The sequence below is a fragment of the Spirosoma utsteinense genome, assembly GCF_014282275.1.
GTDB lineage: Bacteria > Bacteroidota > Bacteroidia > Cytophagales > Spirosomataceae > Spirosoma > Spirosoma utsteinense.
On sequence record NZ_VFIA01000001.1, the window covers coordinates 77400 to 95643 of the forward strand.

The window sequence follows — 18244 nt, forward strand, 5'->3', positions numbered from 1 at the left end:
GCCTAGGGCTCAGAAAATAAATCGCTTTTTTTAAGCAACGAACGGGCAGTGGGTTCGCGTACATACGCTGGAGAGATATAGATGTCTGTACGTCAGCAAGATACTGATTTGTCAACATAAAACGACGGTTTTGTACTAAAGTTTTTTCGTCGATAAGAATTCTGCGGAAGCGAATAAATTTTCGCTAGTATGTGTTGTAGAAGCAAAGAAATCGCTTACTTTTCGGAATCACACTTTAACGCAATTCATCGTTTGGTCGAAAAAGTCATCACCCTCGACAATGTCTCGCTCATTGATTTTCTGGGCGTAGAAAACCACAATATCAAAGAAGTGGCGGCTGCATTTCCCATGAGTAAAATCATTTCACGGGGGAATGAGATACGCATAAAAGGGACTACCCCCGAAATCAGCCGGATCAGTGACATCCTTGATTCGCTGATGGAACACTACCAGCGGTATGGGAAAGTTACCCACGAAAATGTACAGAGCTACCTGAGTAATGGTGGTTTTACAACCAGTGGTTCTACCCCGCCTGTACCCCCCAACGACAACGAAGTGCTTGTATACGGCACCCGTGGCGTAGTGGTGCGTGCCAAGACCGATAACCAGAAACGGTTGGTCGAAGCCGCTGAGAAGTATGATCTGGTGTTCGCTGTTGGGCCAGCTGGTACGGGTAAAACCTATACCGCCGTGGCCATTGCTGTGCGGGCACTGAAAAACAAGGAGGTAAAAAAAATCATTATTACCCGGCCTGCGGTGGAAGCAGGCGAAAACCTGGGCTTCCTGCCGGGCGATCTGAAGGAGAAAATCGACCCCTACCTTCGCCCTATCTACGATGCCCTCGATGATATGATCCCGGCTGAAAAGCTGAAGTTCTACACCGAGAACCGCATTATTGAAATTGCCCCGCTGGCTTACATGCGCGGTAGGACGCTGAACAACGCGTTTATCCTGCTCGATGAAGCCCAGAATACGACGCCCATGCAGATGAAGATGTTTCTGACCCGTATGGGCCCTACGTCGAAGGCGATCATCACCGGCGACCGCTCGCAGATCGATTTGCCGAATAAGCAGAAGTCGGGCCTTGTCGAATCGGTCGAGATATTGAAGAATATAAAAGGCATATCGTTTGTCGAACTCGATGGACGGGACGTTGTGCGGCACCGGCTCGTGCGGGAGATTATTACGGCGTATGAAGATGCAGGTCAGTAACTTGAATAGCAGTAAGGGAGGAACCGGCTGGCGTTGGCTGGCCGGTTCTTTTTTGAGCTTGTTTGCCGTTTCCGTTTTGGCGCAATCCCCCGCTGACGAAGCGGTGCAACGCTGCGGGACGGTCGAGTATGAACGCGTTCTGCAACAGCGTAATCCCAACCGGCTCCGGCAAATCAATGAACTCAACAGCCGGCTTCAGCAGGTCGAAGCAAGCCGTATTTTTCTTCGGCAGGCCGCCGATGATGAGACGATCTACCGCATCCCCGTTGTCGTCCATGTCGTTCATAATACGGCATCCGGAGAGATCGGCGGAACCACCAATGGCAACATCTCTGATGAGCAGATTGCGTCGCAGATCCAGGTATTGAATGAAGATTACCGGCGGCAGCCCGGTACCAATGGCTTCAACACGAATCCGGTTGGTGCCGATGCCCGCATCGAGTTTTTTCTGGCTAGCCGGGATCCGAGCGGTGAACCAACGACCGGTATCACCCGACACTATTATGCAGAGAAGGCCTCGTTCGATGTATTCAACGATGATGTGTTACTGTCGCAGATTGCTTACTGGCCCAGCGATCGTTACCTGAATATCTGGGTCACTAAAGTCGACGGCTACCTGGGTTTTACCCAATTCCCGACAATGGCAGACACCCTGAACGGCCTGCCCGCAACGACTAATGAGTTTGTCGATGGGTCGATTATCGACTACCGGTATTTTGGTCGACAACTGGGTACAGTGCGCAGCCCTACCTACTGCTGCGGCCGAACAGCAACGCATGAAATCGGGCACTGGCTGGGTCTTATTCATACCTGGGGTGATGCCGTTTGCGGGAACGACTATGTTGCCGACACGCCGACGGCTGAGGCCGCTAACCAGACCGTCAACTGCCGCGAACTGTTCTCGACCTGCTCAGGGGTTCGAACCCGGAATATGATCGAGAATTTTATGGATTATTCGCCGGACCAGTGTATGAACGTGTTTACGCAGGGGCAGGTGAACCGGATGCGAACCGTGCTGGCGCTGAGTCCCCGGCGGTTCCGGCTGGTTCAATCGTCGATGACGCCCCTGGAAGAAACAGAAAATTTGACCATCAATGCTTATCCTAACCCGGCTGTGGCCGACCTGACCATCGACGTTCAGTTGAAAGGATTTCAGTCGTTTACGGTTGAGCTGGTCGATTTGTCCGGGCGCATCGTTCGGACGTCGTTCTACGCCGACTCGCCGAGTACCCGGGTTCTTGTGTCAACCAATCAATTAGCCACCGGCCTGTATATCGTTCGGGTAAAAACGGCAACCGAGTCGGTTAGTAGCCGGCTGCTGGTTCAGTAGCCTTGCCGCCCCGCCGGAAAAATTCTCAGTCTATGATCGACGTCTTACAAATTTCCAGTCCCGCCGACCTTGACACCGCTTTCGCCATTCGCAGGCAGGTTTTTGTTGAGGAGCAATGTGTATCGGCCGAAGAGGAATACGATGAATTCGAAACCACCAGTGCCCATTTTCTGGCCCGTATCGACACGGTGCCCGGTGGTACGGCCCGCTGGCGACGTACCTCTAACGGGGTTAAGCTGGAGCGCTTTGCGGTGCTGAAAGAGTTTAGGGGTATGGGTGTTGGTAAAGCCCTGGTGCAGGCAGTGCTGAACGATGTGTTCAGCCAGCAACCTGAACCCATCGAACGGATTTACCTGCATGCCCAGTTAACGGCTATGCCGCTCTACGCAGCCTTTGGCTTTGTACCCGTTGGCCCCATATTCGACGAGGCTGGTATCCAGCACCAGAAGATGGTCCTGCCTGGCTCTTCCTATACCATTCGGTGAAAGGCCACCCGTTCGTCCGGTATGCGGCCGGGTTGGTGGCAGGAATCCTGCTGTACGTTCTCCTGCCAGATGCTTTACTGGTACCGCAGGCGGCTCTGGCCGTGGGCAGTGGCCTGCTGTTGTGGGGATATGTACGGTACCGTGATCAACCGGTTAAACCCATTCAGGCGACACAGGGGTTGGGCGGGTTGCTGGTTTTGCTATCTCTGGGCTGGGCCATTACCTACCAGCGTACGGCCAGTAACCGCCCCGACAATATCGTTCACCTGACCGATACGTTACGGGCCTATGAGGGAGTCATAGCAGCACAGCCCGAAGAGCGGGCCAGAACGTACCGTATCGAATTGGAGATACGCCGGGGCCTGTATACCCGATCACCCGAAGCCCAACCCTCAGTAGCCTCCCCGCCGGGCTGGCATCCCGTCAGTGGGCGGGTGATCGTATACCTCGATAAGACGGGTGGAACCCTGCCACGCTATGGAGAGGTTTGGCTGGTGACGGGTTCGCCCCGCCCCATCGACCCCCCGCTGAACCCCGGCGAATTCGATTACCGGCAATACCTCAGCTACCGCAACATCTATCACCAACAGTACCTGAGACCCTTTCACCGCCGGGCGCTGGGGAGCGATCCGCCCAACCCGATTACGCATCTTGCCGCTACGGTGAACCGCTGGGCCGACAGTGTTTTCACGCGACAGGTGGGTAGCCGCGCCGAATACGGCATTGTGAACGCCATGATCCTCGGTGTTCGGGATGACCTGGATGCCGAAACGTATCGAACCTATTCCGTAGCGGGTGCCATCCATATTTTGTCGGTATCGGGTATGCACGTGGGTATTTTGTTTGCCGTGCTGACGTTTCTGCTCGGGTTTCTGATCCGGCGTCCCCGTGGTAAACTACTAATGGCCGGCCTGCAACTGCTTATCTTATGGTTTTATGCCTTGGCAACCGGATTCTCACCGCCCGTTCTCCGGTCGGCGGGGATGTTTACCATCCTGATCCTGGCGAACGCATCGGGGCGGCAACAGCAGTTGATCAACACGCTGGGTGCGTCGGCTTTTTTCATTCTTTGTTACGACCCGTATGCGCTGTTCTCGGCCGGGTTTCAGTTATCGTATCTGGCCGTTGCCGGCATTGGTGCCTGGCAGTCACCACTTGTTCAGGCGGTGACGTTTCGTTACAAACCTGTTAATAAACTATGGGAACTGACCGCTGTAGCTGTGGTAGCTCAGCTAATTACATTTCCGCTGGGTGTGTATTACTTCCATCAGTTTCCTACGTATTTTCTGGTAGCCAACCCGGTCGTAATGGCGCTGTCGTTCGTTCTCCTGCCGCTCTCCATGGCAACGCTGGCGGGAAGCTGGATACCGTATCTGAACGATTGCCTTGGCTGGTGTTTGCAGAAAACGGCCTGGCTGCTCAATGCCGCCGTGACGCAAACCAGTCTGTTGCCCGGTGCCGCCTGGGATGGGTTATGGCTGACACCGGGGGCTATGCTGTTGATTTATGCCGTTATTTTGTGTGGCGTTGCCTGTCTGCTGACCCGGAATCCAGGGTATCTATGGGCCAGTTGTGTGGCGGCTCTGCTCCTGGCGGGCCTGACCCTGTGGGATGATTACGCCCAACGGCATCAGCAAAAGCTGGCGGTGCATTTTCTGCCCCACCGTACCGCCGTAAGCCTTACCGACGGACATACCAGCCTTCTGCTGACTGATCTCGACGCTGCCGATACCCGCTCGTATGACTTCTACCTGAAGAATACCTTCGGCCAGTGGGGCGTTACGGATCTGACCAGGATGACGGTCAAACAGGCCGATGAGTCACGGAAACAGAAAGTAGCCTATTACCATACCAATGCATACAGGTTATGTGTCTGGCGGGGTAAAACAGTGCTGCTGGTCAATAAACTGACAGACCGGGAACGCTGGAAACTGCCTGCGGTAGTCGACTACCTTATTATTCGCCGGAACGCCCTGCGCGAATGGGACCAACTAACAGGCAGGGTAGTGGCCCGGCATGTTATCTTCGATGATTCCAACAAAACTCCCTTGACCGATAAGCTGCTGGCCGACGCCCGGCAGCGCGGAATCGCGTGTTTTTCGGTCCGGCAGATGGGTGCCTATGTAGCCGAACTGAATTAAATCCGGGTTGTGTTTTTTGTGACGGACGGCTGCGAAATGCCTTTCGTTTACTCAAACTTTTCCAGCAAACAGTCCGTTAGCTAAGTATATGGAAACGCTCGAAAAAATCCGTAAGACGTACACCGAATACGTTCTTGAACACGGACAACAACCCACCTCCGTCTTCCAGTTTGCTAAAAAACTGAAACTGGCCGAAGCCGAATTTTACACGCACTACGCATCGTTCGACGCTATTGAAGCTGACATCTGGCTGGCCTTCTTTACCGAAGCCCGGGCTACCGTCGAAGCCGATGACACCTATCAGGGTTACTCTGTTCGCGAAAAGTTACTGGCCTTTTATTACACCTGGATCGAGTTGCTCAAAGGACAGCGCAGCTTTGTCGTCTACAGCTTCGGCCGGTTGAAGGAAGGGGCTATGACGAGTCCTACCTCGCGGGCTGGTTTGCAGGCACGCCGGGCCGGCATGGCGGCACAAAGCCGCGTTCTGTATCCGTTTAAAGATGCTTTCTTCGACTACGCCCGCGATCTGCTGGCCGAAGGTCGGGAGAGTAAAGAAGTGGAGCCACGCCCCTTCGTCACCGATCGGTACCCCAATGCGCTCTGGCGCCAAACACAGTTCCTGCTCGATTTCTGGGTGAAGGATGTGAGTAAAAACTTTGAGAAGACTGATACCGCCATCGAAAAAGCCGTTAACACGTCCTTCGATTTGATTGGCCGGTCGCCCCTCGATACGCTGTTCGACTTTGCCAAATTCATCTACCAAAACAAATAACTGGCAGTGAGCTGGTTAATCGATGCGCTGGTCAATCACTGATACACGCATCGACTCACTGACTGCCCGACTAGTTTATGAAGACCCAAAACTCCGTCCCCACGACCAAAGTTGCCCGTGCCAGCCAGTTCATGAAGGCCGGAGTGAAGGTTGGCGGGAATTACATCAAGCACTACAGTAAAAAACTGCTTGATCCCAGTCGCTCCAAAGATGAATTACATAAAGACAACGCTGCCGATATTTACGATGCGCTCAGCGAACTGAAAGGTTCGGCCCTGAAAATGGCGCAGATGTTGAGTATGGACCGGGGGCTGTTGCCCGTTGCCTATTCCGATAAGTTCACGATGGCGCAGTACTCAGCACCCCCGTTATCGGGTCCGCTGGTGGTGAAAACTTTTAAAACGTATTTTGGGAAGTCGCCCTCGCAGCTGTTCGATAAATTTGAGATCGAAGCGGTCAATGCGGCCAGTATCGGTCAGGTACACCAGGCCTGGAAAGACGGGAAGAAGCTAGCCGTAAAAGTGCAGTACCCCGGCGTGGCCGACGCGGTGACTTCGGATCTGCGTATTGCCAAACCCCTGGCCGTAACGTTGCTCAACCTCAACGAGCGCGATATTGACCGCTACATGGGTGAAGTCGAGGCCAAACTGCTCGAAGAAACCGATTACGACCTGGAACTGAAGCGCTCCATCGAAATATCGGAAGCCTGCAGCCATATCAAGGACCTGGTGTTCCCCAGGTACTATCCTGAGCTATCGTCCAAGCGTATTCTGACGATGGACTGGCTCGATGGGATGCACCTGAAAGAATTTCTGAAAACGAATCCCTCTCAGGAAGTACGCAACCAGATTGGTCAGGCGCTGTGGGATTTCTACGACTACCAGATTCATACCCTCCGGCAGGTTCATGCCGACCCGCACCCCGGCAACTTCCTGATGCGGGCTGACGGAACGATGGGTGTCATCGATTTCGGCTGTGTGAAGGTGATCCCGGAGTTTTATTATGACAACTACTTCCGGCTCGTCAACCCCGATACCATCGAGGACGATGCGCTGACGGAGCAGATTTTCGAGAATCTGGAGTTTTTAACCTCCGCCGATTCGCCCAAGGACCGGGCTTTCTTCTCGGGCCTGTTCAAACAAATGATTCGGATGCTGGGCGAACCCTTCGCTGTCGATGAGTTCAACTTCGGCGACGACCGCTATTTCAACGAGGTCTACGCCTTTGCCGAAGGGCTTACGAAAGTCGATGAACTGAAAAGCTCCAAAGTAGCCCGTGGGTCGCAGGATGGATTGTATGTCAACCGTACGTATTATGGCCTCTATGCCATGCTGAACGAACTCAAGGCAACGGTAGTAACGACCAAGCCCGAATGGCTGCGGTCGAAGAAAGTATTAGCCTAAAGTCAAAGAAACGAGTTGGGGTGGCGGAATCGTAGGAGCAGGTTAGAGACCTGTCGCTCACGACTCCGCCACCCCAACTCGTTCAGCTGGCTGCTGATTGATAGATTCGTTCAACGACTTCCTGCAAGATAGCCCCCTGCTCAGCGGTACAGACATTGGATGGCTTACCCGCGCAGGCATCCAGAAAAGCGGCTGTGTTCTTCAATTGGATATCCACCTCTTCCAGATAAGGAAAGTGAACGTCGGCCAACTCGCCCGCCAGCTCCGTGTGCAGGGCAAACGGAAACAGGTTGGCCCCGCCCTTACGCCCGAAAATCTCCAGATTCCGGTCTATATCCGCCTGGGTATTCAGCGCAAACGAGGCCGACAGCATGATGGATGTTTTATCGGGAAACGTCAGGTAGGCCATGGCGGCATCTTCAACGCCAAATGTTGCCGGGTCCCAGGTGCCCATAAGTCCCTTTCCACCGGCTCTGCCGATAAAATCGTAGGTACTACCCACGACCTGGTCGGGGACAGGATAGCCCAGGGCACACAAGGCCAGATCCAGTACGTGAACGCCGAGGTCCATGAGCGCTCCCCCGCCCTGCATGGATTTATCGGTGAAATAACCCCAGCCCGGAATGCCCCGCCGACGCAGGAAATGAGCTTTGATGTGGTAAATGTCGCCCATCAGCCCGTCGGTTTGGCAACGCGTCAGGAGGCTCCACTCGCTGGTTTGGCGAAGCTGGAAATTATAGGCCAGCGTGAGGCCCTTCTGAGCCGCCAGGTTTGCCATATCGCGGGCATTCTGAGCGGATATCGCTGGGGGCTTTTCACAGAAAACGTGGCAGCCGTGTTCCATGGCTTCCATTGCCTGCGGGAAGTGCAAGTTGTTGGGCGTACAGATGACGACCAGATCGGGCGCACACTGACGGTACATATCGGTTGTGTTGTCAAACGCGCTGGGTATGCCGTGCTTGTCGGCCAGGGCGCGGGCCTTGATTAAATCGCGGCTGCAAACGGCTACGACATCGACTCGGTCCGACAACTGTTTAAGGGCGGGAATATGGTTGCTGTCGGCAATATGACCGGCACCGATAAGGACTGCTTTCAATAAAGGCATGGGTGATCCGTTGGCTATGCTGTTAATTCGTTGCCAACTTACTCACTTACCGGAGCAGGTACAATCATTAGCTGTGGATATTTGATCAGTCTGACGGATGGTTATTACTGTCTTCAGGAATGGGGTCGGCTGTTACCTGAGTTAAATTTCTGCCCCGATGCCCCCGAATATGGCTGGTAAAAAAGCAGCCCCATCTGGTAAGGATGGGGCTGCTCCGGGCGGGATGAGACCGTCCAATATGAAAAATTACAGGGTATCTATCGCCTGTTGCGGGGCGGCTGCAAACGTACATAACGATGCTACGTAGTCCTTGCTTCCGTCGGTGACCCAGGCATCTAACTGGGCCGGGTCTTTCATTTGCTGACCCCGGTAGCGGGGTACCACAACGTAGCCGCACTGGATATCGGTTAGTGCCGACATATCACTCCATAATTTTTCAATTTGCGCCACCGGGTAAATGTCTTCCTGACCGTGTCCCCAGCGGTATTTTACATCTTTGATGGTAACATAGGTAGGAATCCGGTGTGCTACGCTGCGTACGGCTTTGGCCAGTTGCGCTTCGTCGCCGGTTTGCAGATCGGCGCGTGTCAGGCCAAATAGCTGGAGCAGCGGATCGATCTGAATCCAGGTCGTGTTCGTGTTGTAATAGCTCAGGTTCAGTTCGTCTTCTTCCCGGGGTTGGGCTAACCCTTCGAGCAGGCGAATCTGGCCATTTACCCGTGCCAGTCCACCCCCACGATCCTCGATACGACGGGGGACAACCTCGAAGGTGAGCACATTGCCTGATTCAAGATGGTGTCCCAGAACGGCCGGGTCGACATCGGCACCGAGCGTATCGATGTTGTGAAGCATGATGGTTTCTACCGCTGGATGCGCTGCCAGCAGCTGTGCCAGGGTGCCATTCCGGAGCAGGTTAGATACTTCATACCAGTGCCCCAGGGGTGAGAACCGCTGGGCCGCAATATTATCGACATAGTCGGTACCTTCCCCTTTCGATTTAGCCCAGGCGATCATCGACTGGCGCACCGCATCCCGAACTTTCTGTTTATTCTCGTCGAGCGTTTCCTGCGGCATTTCTTCCCACATGAACCGCAGGTCGCGCTCCATCGGCACAAACCGCTGGCCAATGGAGCGACCCGGCGAGAGAAGGGCCGGGCCCTGATAGCCGAAGTTGTTGGTTTGCGCCAGCTTTCGCCGGATCGGCTCATGGGTCAGGTAACTCGTCGCGACCAGGTGTGGGAGAGAAGCCCCGTAGGTTTCGGCTACTTTTCGCGTTTTGGCAAGGTGAATTTCCAGAAAACTCCGGTGTTCACCATCCAGTTCGACAAACGGATTGATGGCTTTGATCACACCTGCCCCTTTGGTCCAGCGGCTGCCTACGCCGGCTGCCAGACTCATAACGCCGACTTTACCCAGACGCATGGCGGCTGCCCCGGTTTCAGCTGCGTTTTCCAGTGTTTCCAGCTGGACAATATCGGCTGGCTGAACGTCTTCGATGGTTGTTTCGGCCGACAGCCGGTTACGAAACAGACCTATGCGGCCCTTTTGTAACTCGTCCCGGATTTCGCCGTGCTGGATATAATCGAATCCATTCTCTTTCTTGATCTGGTCCGCCTTGTCATTCTCGGTGCTTCGGTTGCCCTGCGACGTAGGGTCAGACACCTTAAAGAGGTTGCTGACGATGGTTCGGAGCAGGGGATAGGCCTGGTTGTTCTGTTCGCAGTAGGTTGTGAAATAATCGATTTCGGCCCGCCGGTTATAGGGAATGGCCGTAGGGTCCTTGCGTACCAGTTCCGATACGTGGATACCGTAATACGGTTCAGGCATCAGTGCCTCGTTGCCTTCCTGCAGGTTAGCCCAGGTGCCTCTGGGGTTGATACTCCAATTATACACAACGGGCTCCATCGCAAAAGGCAGCGAGTCGGAAAGCTCCTTTTTCGTTTCGCGGAGGAGGTCCAGCACCTGCATTTTGTAGGCCTCATACTGGTCGGGGTTCACGAACATGCCCATACCCCCGCCCGACATGCCGCCCAGCATCAGGAAGCCATAGTAGTCGTCGCCAAAGCGTTTTTTCGCTTTCGCAATGATCTGTTCGGTAAAGTAGGTCGACGCCCAGGGGATGATCGTTTTGATTGGACCTTCCCAGTTGCGGGCCGTGTTGGCTCCCAGCTTTTTGATGTCGCCTTCCTGAATGGCTCCCAGAATATTATCGAAGATCTGATTCGTCTGCTGGCGGGCCACCCATTCGTTGTTGCCGCGAAGCAGGTACTTCTCGGTCACCATTTCCAGGATCGGGCCGACGTTGGACGCCATGCCGCCGTGCATCAGCACCAGCGAGTTCATGATTTTTTCTTGAATGTCGGGGTGAACCTCGTCGCCCTGCAACACCCGGTGGCGGGGCAGGAGCGTGCCCCGGCTAATCCCATGTTCCGGGTCGCCTTCCTGAGCAAATGTCCCCTGAATAGCTTTAATGCCGGGCCAAACGCCCCCGGAGTCCTGCCAGCCACCGCCGGAACCGCCAATCCACTCGCCTAAAATTGCCCGGGAAGCCACCAGTCGCCGTTCGCTTTCCTGCAGGCCGCCTTCCAGCGTTTGCGTTTGTCCCGTAGCCCGCATCAACAAACTGATCATACAGCCCAGCAGGTTGGTCGACACCGCAAAGCGGGAGCCCTTTGGAATATCGTTGACTTTCGTGACGAGTTCAATACCCATACCGGGCGCTACGATCCGGGCCAGAATTTCGGCCAGCGACTGGTTCGTACCTTCGAACGAGGGAGGAATCAACCCCGACGCGATAACCCCGGCTTTGACCAGGCTCAGGTAATCATTCCCGAAGTTGAACAGGTCGGCCAGGTCATGTATATCTTTGGTCGTGTTCAGGTCAACACTGGTCAGGCGGAGTACCGGCTCCGAAATAACCCGCACGTAGGCATGAAGGGGTGGCCGGATATCTTTGTCGCGCCCGAAAACGCCGAGGTCGATGGAGATATTGACCACGCGCGCCCCTTCGGGATAATCCATCCCCAGGAAGAATATATCAGACCAGCCGCTATGGGTCAGGTCCATCCGAACAGACGTCTGTTCGTGCAAAATCGGATAGAAAAGTGAGTTGTCCGGGCGCTGAAGCAGTTTGGGGTGAATGCGAATGGGGTGTTCGGACTGATGACCCACGCGGAACATCCACTGGTTGCCTTTGCTGGATCGAACGCTTTTTCGAACCTGATCGGCCAGGATCTGAAACGACAACTGGTGGTAGCTATCGGCCAGGGCACTAAACAGGGTGGCGTTGGGGCCGTTCCTGTCCAGGTCCTGCAGGAACGTAGCGATCGCCTGTTCGAACCGGCGGGCCAGCAGATCCTCAAAACCAGCGTACGGGATTTTGCCGATAGCCGGTATCTCGCGGGACTCCATCAGGAAGAAGCGAAAACCCGCCGATAAAAAGAGAATGGCCCTGACTTTATCGTAGAGGTTGGGTGCCGACTTTCTGAAATCGTCCAGCTCACGTAAAGCGGTGACTAAGGTAGGCGTAGATAACTGGCGGCTTAAGTCAAAAAAGGATCGATTACGCTTGGCAGGATCGGCAGAAGTAATAGTGTCTATAAAGATATTCATGTTGCCTGTTTCTAATGACGCGCTGTGAGTAGCCTTCGCTGGTTGGTTATGGAAAGGTCTGCCTGTGGGTACTTACTGCGTTAGCTGTGCTTTTCGGGTATTGGCTTCGGCCAGCAGTTCTACCATAGAGGTCAGTGTTTCGTCATGGGCAACGCCGGCCAGACCCAGGGCTACCTGTGCCCGCAGCAGGCCCTGCCGCCCACTCAGGTCGTAGCGGTTTCCTTTTACTTCCAGCGCCAGGTATTTCTCGCTATCGGCCAGTGCCTGTAGGGTAGGGGTAAGCAGGATGTTCGTGGTTTGCTGCGCCATCTGTTTTTCGAGCAGGTCGAAAACCGTGGGCGTAAACACGTGCATACCAAAGAAACACAGGTAATAGCCAACGCGCAGGCCGGAGGTCTGTAGCTCCAGCTCGGCCACGCTCAGGGATGGTTTTTCAATGATCTTCTCGATCTGGTAGACCCCGGACATGTTGGGCAGATGTTTACCCGTAAGCGTGCCGTAGCGGCCTATCTGGTGCTCAATCGTTGGGTTGACGGCCGATACCGAACAGTTCTCCTGGGTGGCCAGTTCGATCAGCTGGGCCGCACACCGTTTCGTCATCAGGTTGGACACGTACAGGTAGTCGCCCAGCAGGAGCAGAAAGGGTTCGTTATTGACAAAATCCCTGGCGCAATAGACCGCATGTCCATACCCAAGCGGCTCAAGCTGCTCAGTAAACTGAACCCGGCTGATGAGGTGGTCTATTTTCTCGGCCTCCTCGCGCGCCCAATCGACACTCTTGTACGATTTGACCAGGTTGTCGCGCAGGGAGGTGAACGCATTGATGTAGCGTTCGCCATCGCCGGGAGCGCAAACGACGCAGATTTCCTCGATACCGCTCAGAAAAGCTTCTTCGGCAATAGCCTGGATAACGGGTTTGTGCAAGCCATCGATATCGATAACCGGAAGCATGGCTTTCTGTATGGTGTCGGCGACCGGATATAACCGCTCTCCACGAGCGGCTGCGGTAATAACTGCTTTTCTTACTTTCATTTCGGATACAATTCAGTCACCGAATATAGGGGCACGGTACGGGTTTACCCAAACCTTCTTATTATATGATGATCGCCCGGGGTAAGCAACAGCCGGTAGTTCGCTGTAAAAACTTGTAAACGAGATAGGTTTCAGGGGACGACGCCTGAAAAATAGGTACCGCCAGGTGCTTGTCAATGACCCGGACATGGCCTGCGTTCGCTGTGGCAATTCCCCGCTACAAAGTATTTTGCTCAATTCACGCTGTATCTTTACGCTATGTTACTCACCACAGATACTCCCGTAACGCATACGCGCCCCCGCTTCGACGACATTTTTATGGAGCTGGCCGTAAACCTGGCCAAACGGTCGCACTGCATCAAGGCGCAGGTGGGGGCGGTGCTTACCCGCGACACCCGGATCATATCCATTGGCTACAACGGCCCGCCTGCCGGTACGCACAACTGCGACGAAGAATTTCCCGGTGTCGGTTGTCCGCGCGACTCCAAAGGATCGTGCTCACTGGCCTTGCATGCCGAGGAAAATGCCATTCTGTACGCTACCAAGAATGGGTCGGAGGTAGAAGGTGCCACCATCTATGTAACCCTGTCGCCCTGTATCGCCTGTGCCCGTATTATCTACAGTATGAAAATTGCGCGGGTCATTTTCCTTCACTCCTATGCCGAATACAAAGGGATCGGGTCCGACGAAGGTGTTGATTTCCTGCGTCGGTTTGGGGTAACGGTCGAACGGTATGCGCCGGGCAACGGGGTTACGCTACTCTCGGAGCCGCCCATTTCCAAACGCCTGGATGCGAACGTCAACAAGTCGGGCCGATGAATATACTGGCACATGGCTGGCTCTCCGGGCGGAACGATAGTTTGCTGGCGGGTAATTTTCTGGGCGATTTTGTAAAGGGTGCCCCAGACCATCCACGCCACGAACTGACACCGGGCGAGGTGGCGGGTGTTCGCCTGCATCGGGCCATCGATAGTTTTACCGACGATCACGATGAGGTGGCGGCCGTGCGTGACCTGTTGCGGCCGCGCTGCCACAAATACGCGGGGCCAGCGGTCGATATTTTCTTCGATCATTTTCTGGCGGCCAATTTTACTGAACTCACCGGGGAGTCCCTCGCGTCGTTCACGCAGTATTATTATGGAACCCTTCAGCGGAACAGCACCCATTTTCCTGACCCGGCCATGCAGATGCTGGGCGCTCTGGTGCAGTATGACTGGATACGGCATTACCCAACGATCGACGGGATTGACCGGTCGCTGAAAGGCGTCTCGCGCCGAACGGCGTTCCCCTCGGGCCTGGATACGGCAGTCATCGACCTGGAACGCTATTATGCCGAAATTAGCCAGTCCTTCTCCCGGTTCTGGCCAGCGCTGGTGGCCGAAGTCGAACGGGTGCGGCTGGAGTTGGGGAGGTAAGCCTTTTTCCTGCGTGTAAACAGCAGCAGGCTGGTTTGGTGATGCGCCGGAAGCCTCCAACTGAGATAAAAATTGTAGTTTTGTGGGTACCGAATACAGGGTTTGCGGTTCTTCTGATAAGGAGGCAGACCTTAGTTTAATCACGTCAACCTGTTCGTTCCGTTTTGATCCCCGCTGTCGACGCCCTGCTTAAAGACATCCGCAACAAGCGGATCGCTCCCGTTTACCTTATCCATGGCGATGAGCCATTTTACCTCGACCGTATCGCCGACGAACTGGAAAAAGTAGCTGTTCCCGTTGCAGAGCGCGGCTTCAACCAGTTCGTGCTGTTCGGGAAAGATACCGACATCGGGGCGGTCATGAACTACGCCCGGCGTTACCCGTTCATGGCCGAGCGGCAACTGGTACTCGTTAAAGAAGCCCAGCAACTAACTGGCCTTAACGACAAATCGGCGCAGACACTGCTCGAAGATTATGCACTCAACCCGCTGTCGAGCACCATTCTGATGTTGTGCTACACCAAAGAAGATGGTAAGCCCGGCCTCGATGAGCGTAAAGCATGGGTAAAGGCGTTTGGCGCGAAAGGTAAACTGCTGGGGGTTAAAAAGCTGTATGACAATAAGATACCCGACTGGGTAGGCGAGTACTGTCGCGAGCAGGGGGCTAAAATCAGCCCCAAAGCCTGCCAGCTACTGTCCGATCATATTGGCAATGATCTTAAACGGCTGGCCAGCGAGATCGATAAAGTCCTGATCAACCTGCACGTTGGCGAGGAAATTTCGGCCGCTACGGTCGAACGTCTGGTGGGGATCAGTAAAGAATATAACGTCTTTGAGTTGCAGAAAGCCCTCGTTCAGCGAGATGTGCTAAAGGCTAACCGTATCATCGATTATTTCGCCCGCAATCCCAAGGATAACCCGCTGGTAGTAATTCTGTCGCAGCTGTTCGGCTATTTCAGTAAGGTATTGCAGGTGCAGGCAAGCAAGGACCAGACCGACAAAGGACTGGCCCCGCTTCTGGGGGTAAACCCGTTCTTCGTGAAAGATTACCTGTCGGCAGCCCGTACTTTCCCGCTGGCTAAAGTTGCCGCTATTTTACACGCCATCCGGGTGGCCGATGCCCGCAGTAAAGGCATCGATGCGCCGACCATGACCGAAGGCGATATCCTCCGCGAACTGGTATTCGAAGTGCTCCATTGATCAGATTCCCGAACGGCTTCCCGTCTGCCTATCCGTAAAGTCCAAACTTTTTGCTATTATTGCAACTTAGTTGCATAAAGGAAGTTGTAGAAACGGATACGTTAAGGCACACAAAGAGTCATGCGGGGTAGTTGGAAAATAGGAGTGATAGTTGGACTGCTGGCTGGTAGTAGGCCGATGTGCCGGGCCCAAACGGCCTGTACAACCGTGCTGGCCGGCCGGATTCTATCGGCAGATACCTATAAACCGCTTACCGGGGCTACCGTAACCATCCGACAACTAACGACCGGGGCGGTTGCCGATACGGCCGGCTACTTTCGGCTATCGGGTGTTTGCCCCGGCAACTACACCGTGGAGTATCAGTTCCTGGGCTACAAGAGCCTGTCACAACCGGTTACCGTTGGCTCCGATTCGGTCGTGACGATGGCGGCTGTTGCGCTGCCCGTCGACAACCAGACCTTACAGGAAGTTATTGTAACAGACCGGCGCTCAGAAGCCCAGAAGCTGCTTCAGGTGCAGACGGCGCTGAGCGGCAGTGCCCTTGATGCTACCCGCGGACAGTCGCTGGGCGAAAGCCTGAAAGGACTGCCCGGTCTATACGCTGTTCAAACAGGCCCGTCTATTTCAAAGCCGGTGATTCATGGCTTGTACAGCAACCGGATCGTAACGCTCAACAATGGTGTGCGGCAGGAAGACCAGCAATGGGGTAGCGAACACGCTCCGCAGATCGATCCCTTTCTGGCCACCCGGCTGACAGTCATAAAAGGAGCCGCCAGTATCCGCTACGGTTCCGATGCTATTGGAGGAGTAATTCTGGTGGAGCCCAAAGCAATGCCTTCGTCGCCTGGTTTTGGGGGCGAAGTGAACGTGGTGGCTGGCACAAACGGTGGTCAGGGCGTTGTATCGGGTTATATCGAGCAGGCATTGAAGCAGATAGCCGGCTTAAGCTGGCGCTTGCAGGGTACGCTGAAACGGGTTGGCTACGCCCGAACACCGGACTATTACCTGGAAAACAGCAGCTACCGGGAAAATAATCTTTCGGGCACCGTTGCCTACAACCGGCGTCGGGGGGGGGCGGAGGTTTTCTATTCTCAGTTCAATACCCACGTTGGGTTGTTTACGGGTGCGCAGGTAGGAAGTCTGGCCGACTTTTACGCGGCTATTGCCCGGCCCGAGCCACTGAGCCAACCGGGGTTTTCCTATGATCTGGGACGACCTTATCAGCATGTACAGCATGACCTGCTCAAATTCCGGGCGTTTCTGCGTTCAGAACGGTGGGGAACGGTGACGGTTACCATAGCCCGGCAGCAGAATGTTCGGCGGGAGTACGACGTGCTGGCTTTCAGCCGATCGACGGACCCGGAGCTGTACCTGAAACTGGTGACCCAAACGGCTGACCTGGTTTGGGAACAGGAGCCGGTTAAACTGGCGGGTAGGGGGCAACTATCGGGTAGTGTGGGCCTGAGCGGCATCACCCAGGGCAACGTCCGGCGGTTTCTGTTTCTGATTCCCAACTACCGTAACTATGGCCTGGGGGTCTTCGCTATGGAGCGGTATGCCACTGCCCGCTGGACTGTCGAAGCGGGCATCCGGTATGATTATCGGTGGCTGCGGGCTTTCTTCCTCGATGAGTCGACGAATGCCGTCACGGCCCGTACCCGAGACTGGCGCAATACGACCGGTTCGCTGGGAGTTACGTACCAGGCCAATCAACACCTGACGGTGTCGGGCAATTTGAGCACGGCCTGGCGAGCCCCAAACGTCAGCGATTTATATTCCGATGGGCTACACCAGAGCGCCGTGGCCTACGAACGGGGCAATCCAGACTTAAAGCCCGAACAGGCGCTAAATACAAATCTTTCCCTTGAGTACACCGGTCAGCGCTTCTATGCCGACATCGGCCTGTATACGAACCAGATCGATAATTATATCTACCTCAAGCCGGATTCAGTGCCGATCGTGCGGCAACGGGGTACTTTTCCGGCCTACTCCTACAGCCAGGTGCTGGCCAGCTTCCGGGGAGTCGACGCCACGATCCGGTATAAACTCACCGATCGGCTTACGCTCAGTTCCAGAACGTCGATCCTGTTTGCCTACGATCGAACCAACCACAGCTACCTGGTCTATATTCCGCCCAACCGGACCGATAACAGCCTGCGTTACGCGGTGGGTCAGATGGAAGCATCTGCCCGGAAACGCCTATCCGGCCTGTATGTAAGTCTCACTCATAATTACGTGGCCCGGCAGAACCGGGTACCGGCCGTTACCCAGCGGCAGGAGAACGGGCAGGTAATTTTCACCGGTGATTTTGCTCCGCCACCGGCAGCTTATTCACTGGTGGGTGCCGAGGTTGGATTTGCGTGGCGGGTCATTCATCGGCCACTGACGGTTATCCTGACCGGTACGAACCTGTTCAACCGCGCCTACCGCGATTACCTGGACCGGTTCCGGTATTTCGCCGATGAGCCCGGTCGGAACCTGATACTAAAACTTAAACTGCCACTTGGGTTGTAATTGCTTTTTGTTTCTTTTTTTATT

13 protein-coding genes are annotated in these 18244 nt (G+C 54.8%); 10 read left to right on the forward strand and 3 right to left on the reverse strand.

Annotated features, from left to right (window positions below; translation table 11 throughout):
* The first annotated feature begins 252 nt into the window (after window positions 1–252).
* The 6 genes from FH603_RS00330 to FH603_RS00355 all read left to right on the forward strand — a co-directional run bounded on the left by FH603_RS00330 (window position 253) and on the right by FH603_RS00355 (window position 7343).
* Window positions 253–1212, forward strand: a complete 960-nt coding sequence (locus tag FH603_RS00330) for a PhoH family protein (RefSeq protein WP_186734879.1) — start codon at window positions 253–255, stop codon at window positions 1210–1212.
* Window positions 1193–2542: a M43 family zinc metalloprotease gene (locus FH603_RS00335; protein ID WP_244967980.1), complete on the forward strand. Its 1350-nt coding sequence runs from the start codon at window positions 1193–1195 to the stop codon at window positions 2540–2542. Before FH603_RS00330 ends, FH603_RS00335 begins: the two co-directional genes overlap by 20 nt.
* Window positions 2543–2574: 32 nt before the next feature.
* The gene (locus FH603_RS00340) at window positions 2575–3027 is read left to right on the forward strand and encodes a GNAT family N-acetyltransferase (RefSeq protein WP_186734883.1); all 453 of its coding nucleotides are present in this window, start codon (window positions 2575–2577) and stop codon (window positions 3025–3027) included.
* A complete protein-coding gene (locus tag FH603_RS00345) occupies window positions 3024–5168 on the forward strand; it encodes a ComEC/Rec2 family competence protein (RefSeq protein WP_186734885.1) in 2145 nt (714 codons plus the stop codon). Before FH603_RS00340 ends, FH603_RS00345 begins: the two co-directional genes overlap by 4 nt.
* Window positions 5169–5256: 88 nt before the next feature.
* Window positions 5257–5940, forward strand: a complete 684-nt coding sequence (locus FH603_RS00350) for a TetR/AcrR family transcriptional regulator (RefSeq protein ID WP_186734887.1) — start codon at window positions 5257–5259, stop codon at window positions 5938–5940.
* 77 nt (window positions 5941–6017) lie between these two features.
* Complete coding sequence (locus FH603_RS00355; RefSeq protein WP_186734889.1) at window positions 6018–7343, forward strand: ABC1 kinase family protein; 1326 nt, start codon at window positions 6018–6020, stop codon at window positions 7341–7343.
* A gap of 82 nt (window positions 7344–7425) precedes the next feature.
* Here FH603_RS00355 and FH603_RS00360 read toward each other — a convergent pair whose 3' ends face one another.
* From FH603_RS00360 to FH603_RS00370, 3 genes are all read right to left on the reverse strand, one after another.
* Window positions 7426–8448 (reverse strand): Gfo/Idh/MocA family protein, encoded by a 1023-nt coding sequence (locus FH603_RS00360; RefSeq protein ID WP_186734891.1) that lies wholly within the window; start codon window positions 8446–8448, stop codon window positions 7426–7428.
* 246 nt (window positions 8449–8694) lie between these two features.
* A complete protein-coding gene (locus tag FH603_RS00365) occupies window positions 8695–12060 on the reverse strand; it encodes a UTP--glucose-1-phosphate uridylyltransferase (RefSeq protein ID WP_186734893.1) in 3366 nt (1121 codons plus the stop codon).
* A gap of 72 nt (window positions 12061–12132) precedes the next feature.
* The gene (locus FH603_RS00370) at window positions 12133–13092 is read right to left on the reverse strand and encodes a UTP--glucose-1-phosphate uridylyltransferase (protein ID WP_186734895.1); all 960 of its coding nucleotides are present in this window, start codon (window positions 13090–13092) and stop codon (window positions 12133–12135) included.
* Window positions 13093–13350: 258 nt separating this feature from the next.
* On the opposite strand from FH603_RS00370, the gene FH603_RS00375 reads away from it, so the two are divergent.
* The 4 genes from FH603_RS00375 to FH603_RS00390 all read left to right on the forward strand — a co-directional run bounded on the left by FH603_RS00375 (window position 13351) and on the right by FH603_RS00390 (window position 18220).
* Window positions 13351–13911, forward strand: coding sequence for a deoxycytidylate deaminase (locus FH603_RS00375; protein WP_186734897.1), 561 nt, complete (start codon window positions 13351–13353; stop codon window positions 13909–13911).
* Window positions 13908–14507, forward strand: coding sequence for an acyl carrier protein phosphodiesterase (locus FH603_RS00380; RefSeq protein ID WP_186734899.1), 600 nt, complete (start codon window positions 13908–13910; stop codon window positions 14505–14507). Before FH603_RS00375 ends, FH603_RS00380 begins: the two co-directional genes overlap by 4 nt.
* 164 nt (window positions 14508–14671) lie before the next feature.
* On the forward strand, window positions 14672–15706 hold the full coding sequence (gene holA / locus FH603_RS00385; RefSeq protein WP_186734901.1) for a DNA polymerase III subunit delta: 1035 nt from the start codon (window positions 14672–14674) through the stop codon (window positions 15704–15706).
* Between the two features lie 144 nt (window positions 15707–15850).
* Entirely contained in the window at window positions 15851–18220 is a 2370-nt protein-coding gene (locus FH603_RS00390) for a TonB-dependent receptor (RefSeq protein WP_342355202.1), read from the forward strand.
* Window positions 18221–18244 lie beyond the last annotated feature (24 nt).

What these genes read in the sequence shown, in the direction of transcription:
- FH603_RS00335 (WP_244967980.1), top strand. Translation starts at nt 1,193, where the DNA reads ATGAAGATGCAGGTCAGTAACTTGAATAGCAGTAAGGGAGGAACCGGC.
- FH603_RS00340 (WP_186734883.1), top strand. Translation starts at nt 2,575, where the DNA reads ATGATCGACGTCTTACAAATTTCCAGTCCCGCCGACCTTGACACCGCT.
- FH603_RS00350 (WP_186734887.1), top strand. Translation starts at nt 5,257, where the DNA reads ATGGAAACGCTCGAAAAAATCCGTAAGACGTACACCGAATACGTTCTT.
- FH603_RS00355 (WP_186734889.1), top strand. Translation starts at nt 6,018, where the DNA reads ATGAAGACCCAAAACTCCGTCCCCACGACCAAAGTTGCCCGTGCCAGC.
- FH603_RS00360 (WP_186734891.1), bottom strand. Translation starts at nt 8,448, where the DNA reads ATGCCTTTATTGAAAGCAGTCCTTATCGGTGCCGGTCATATTGCCGAC.
- FH603_RS00365 (WP_186734893.1), bottom strand. Translation starts at nt 12,060, where the DNA reads ATGAATATCTTTATAGACACTATTACTTCTGCCGATCCTGCCAAGCGT.
- FH603_RS00370 (WP_186734895.1), bottom strand. Translation starts at nt 13,092, where the DNA reads ATGAAAGTAAGAAAAGCAGTTATTACCGCAGCCGCTCGTGGAGAGCGG.
- FH603_RS00375 (WP_186734897.1), top strand. Translation starts at nt 13,351, where the DNA reads ATGTTACTCACCACAGATACTCCCGTAACGCATACGCGCCCCCGCTTC.
- FH603_RS00380 (WP_186734899.1), top strand. Translation starts at nt 13,908, where the DNA reads ATGAATATACTGGCACATGGCTGGCTCTCCGGGCGGAACGATAGTTTG.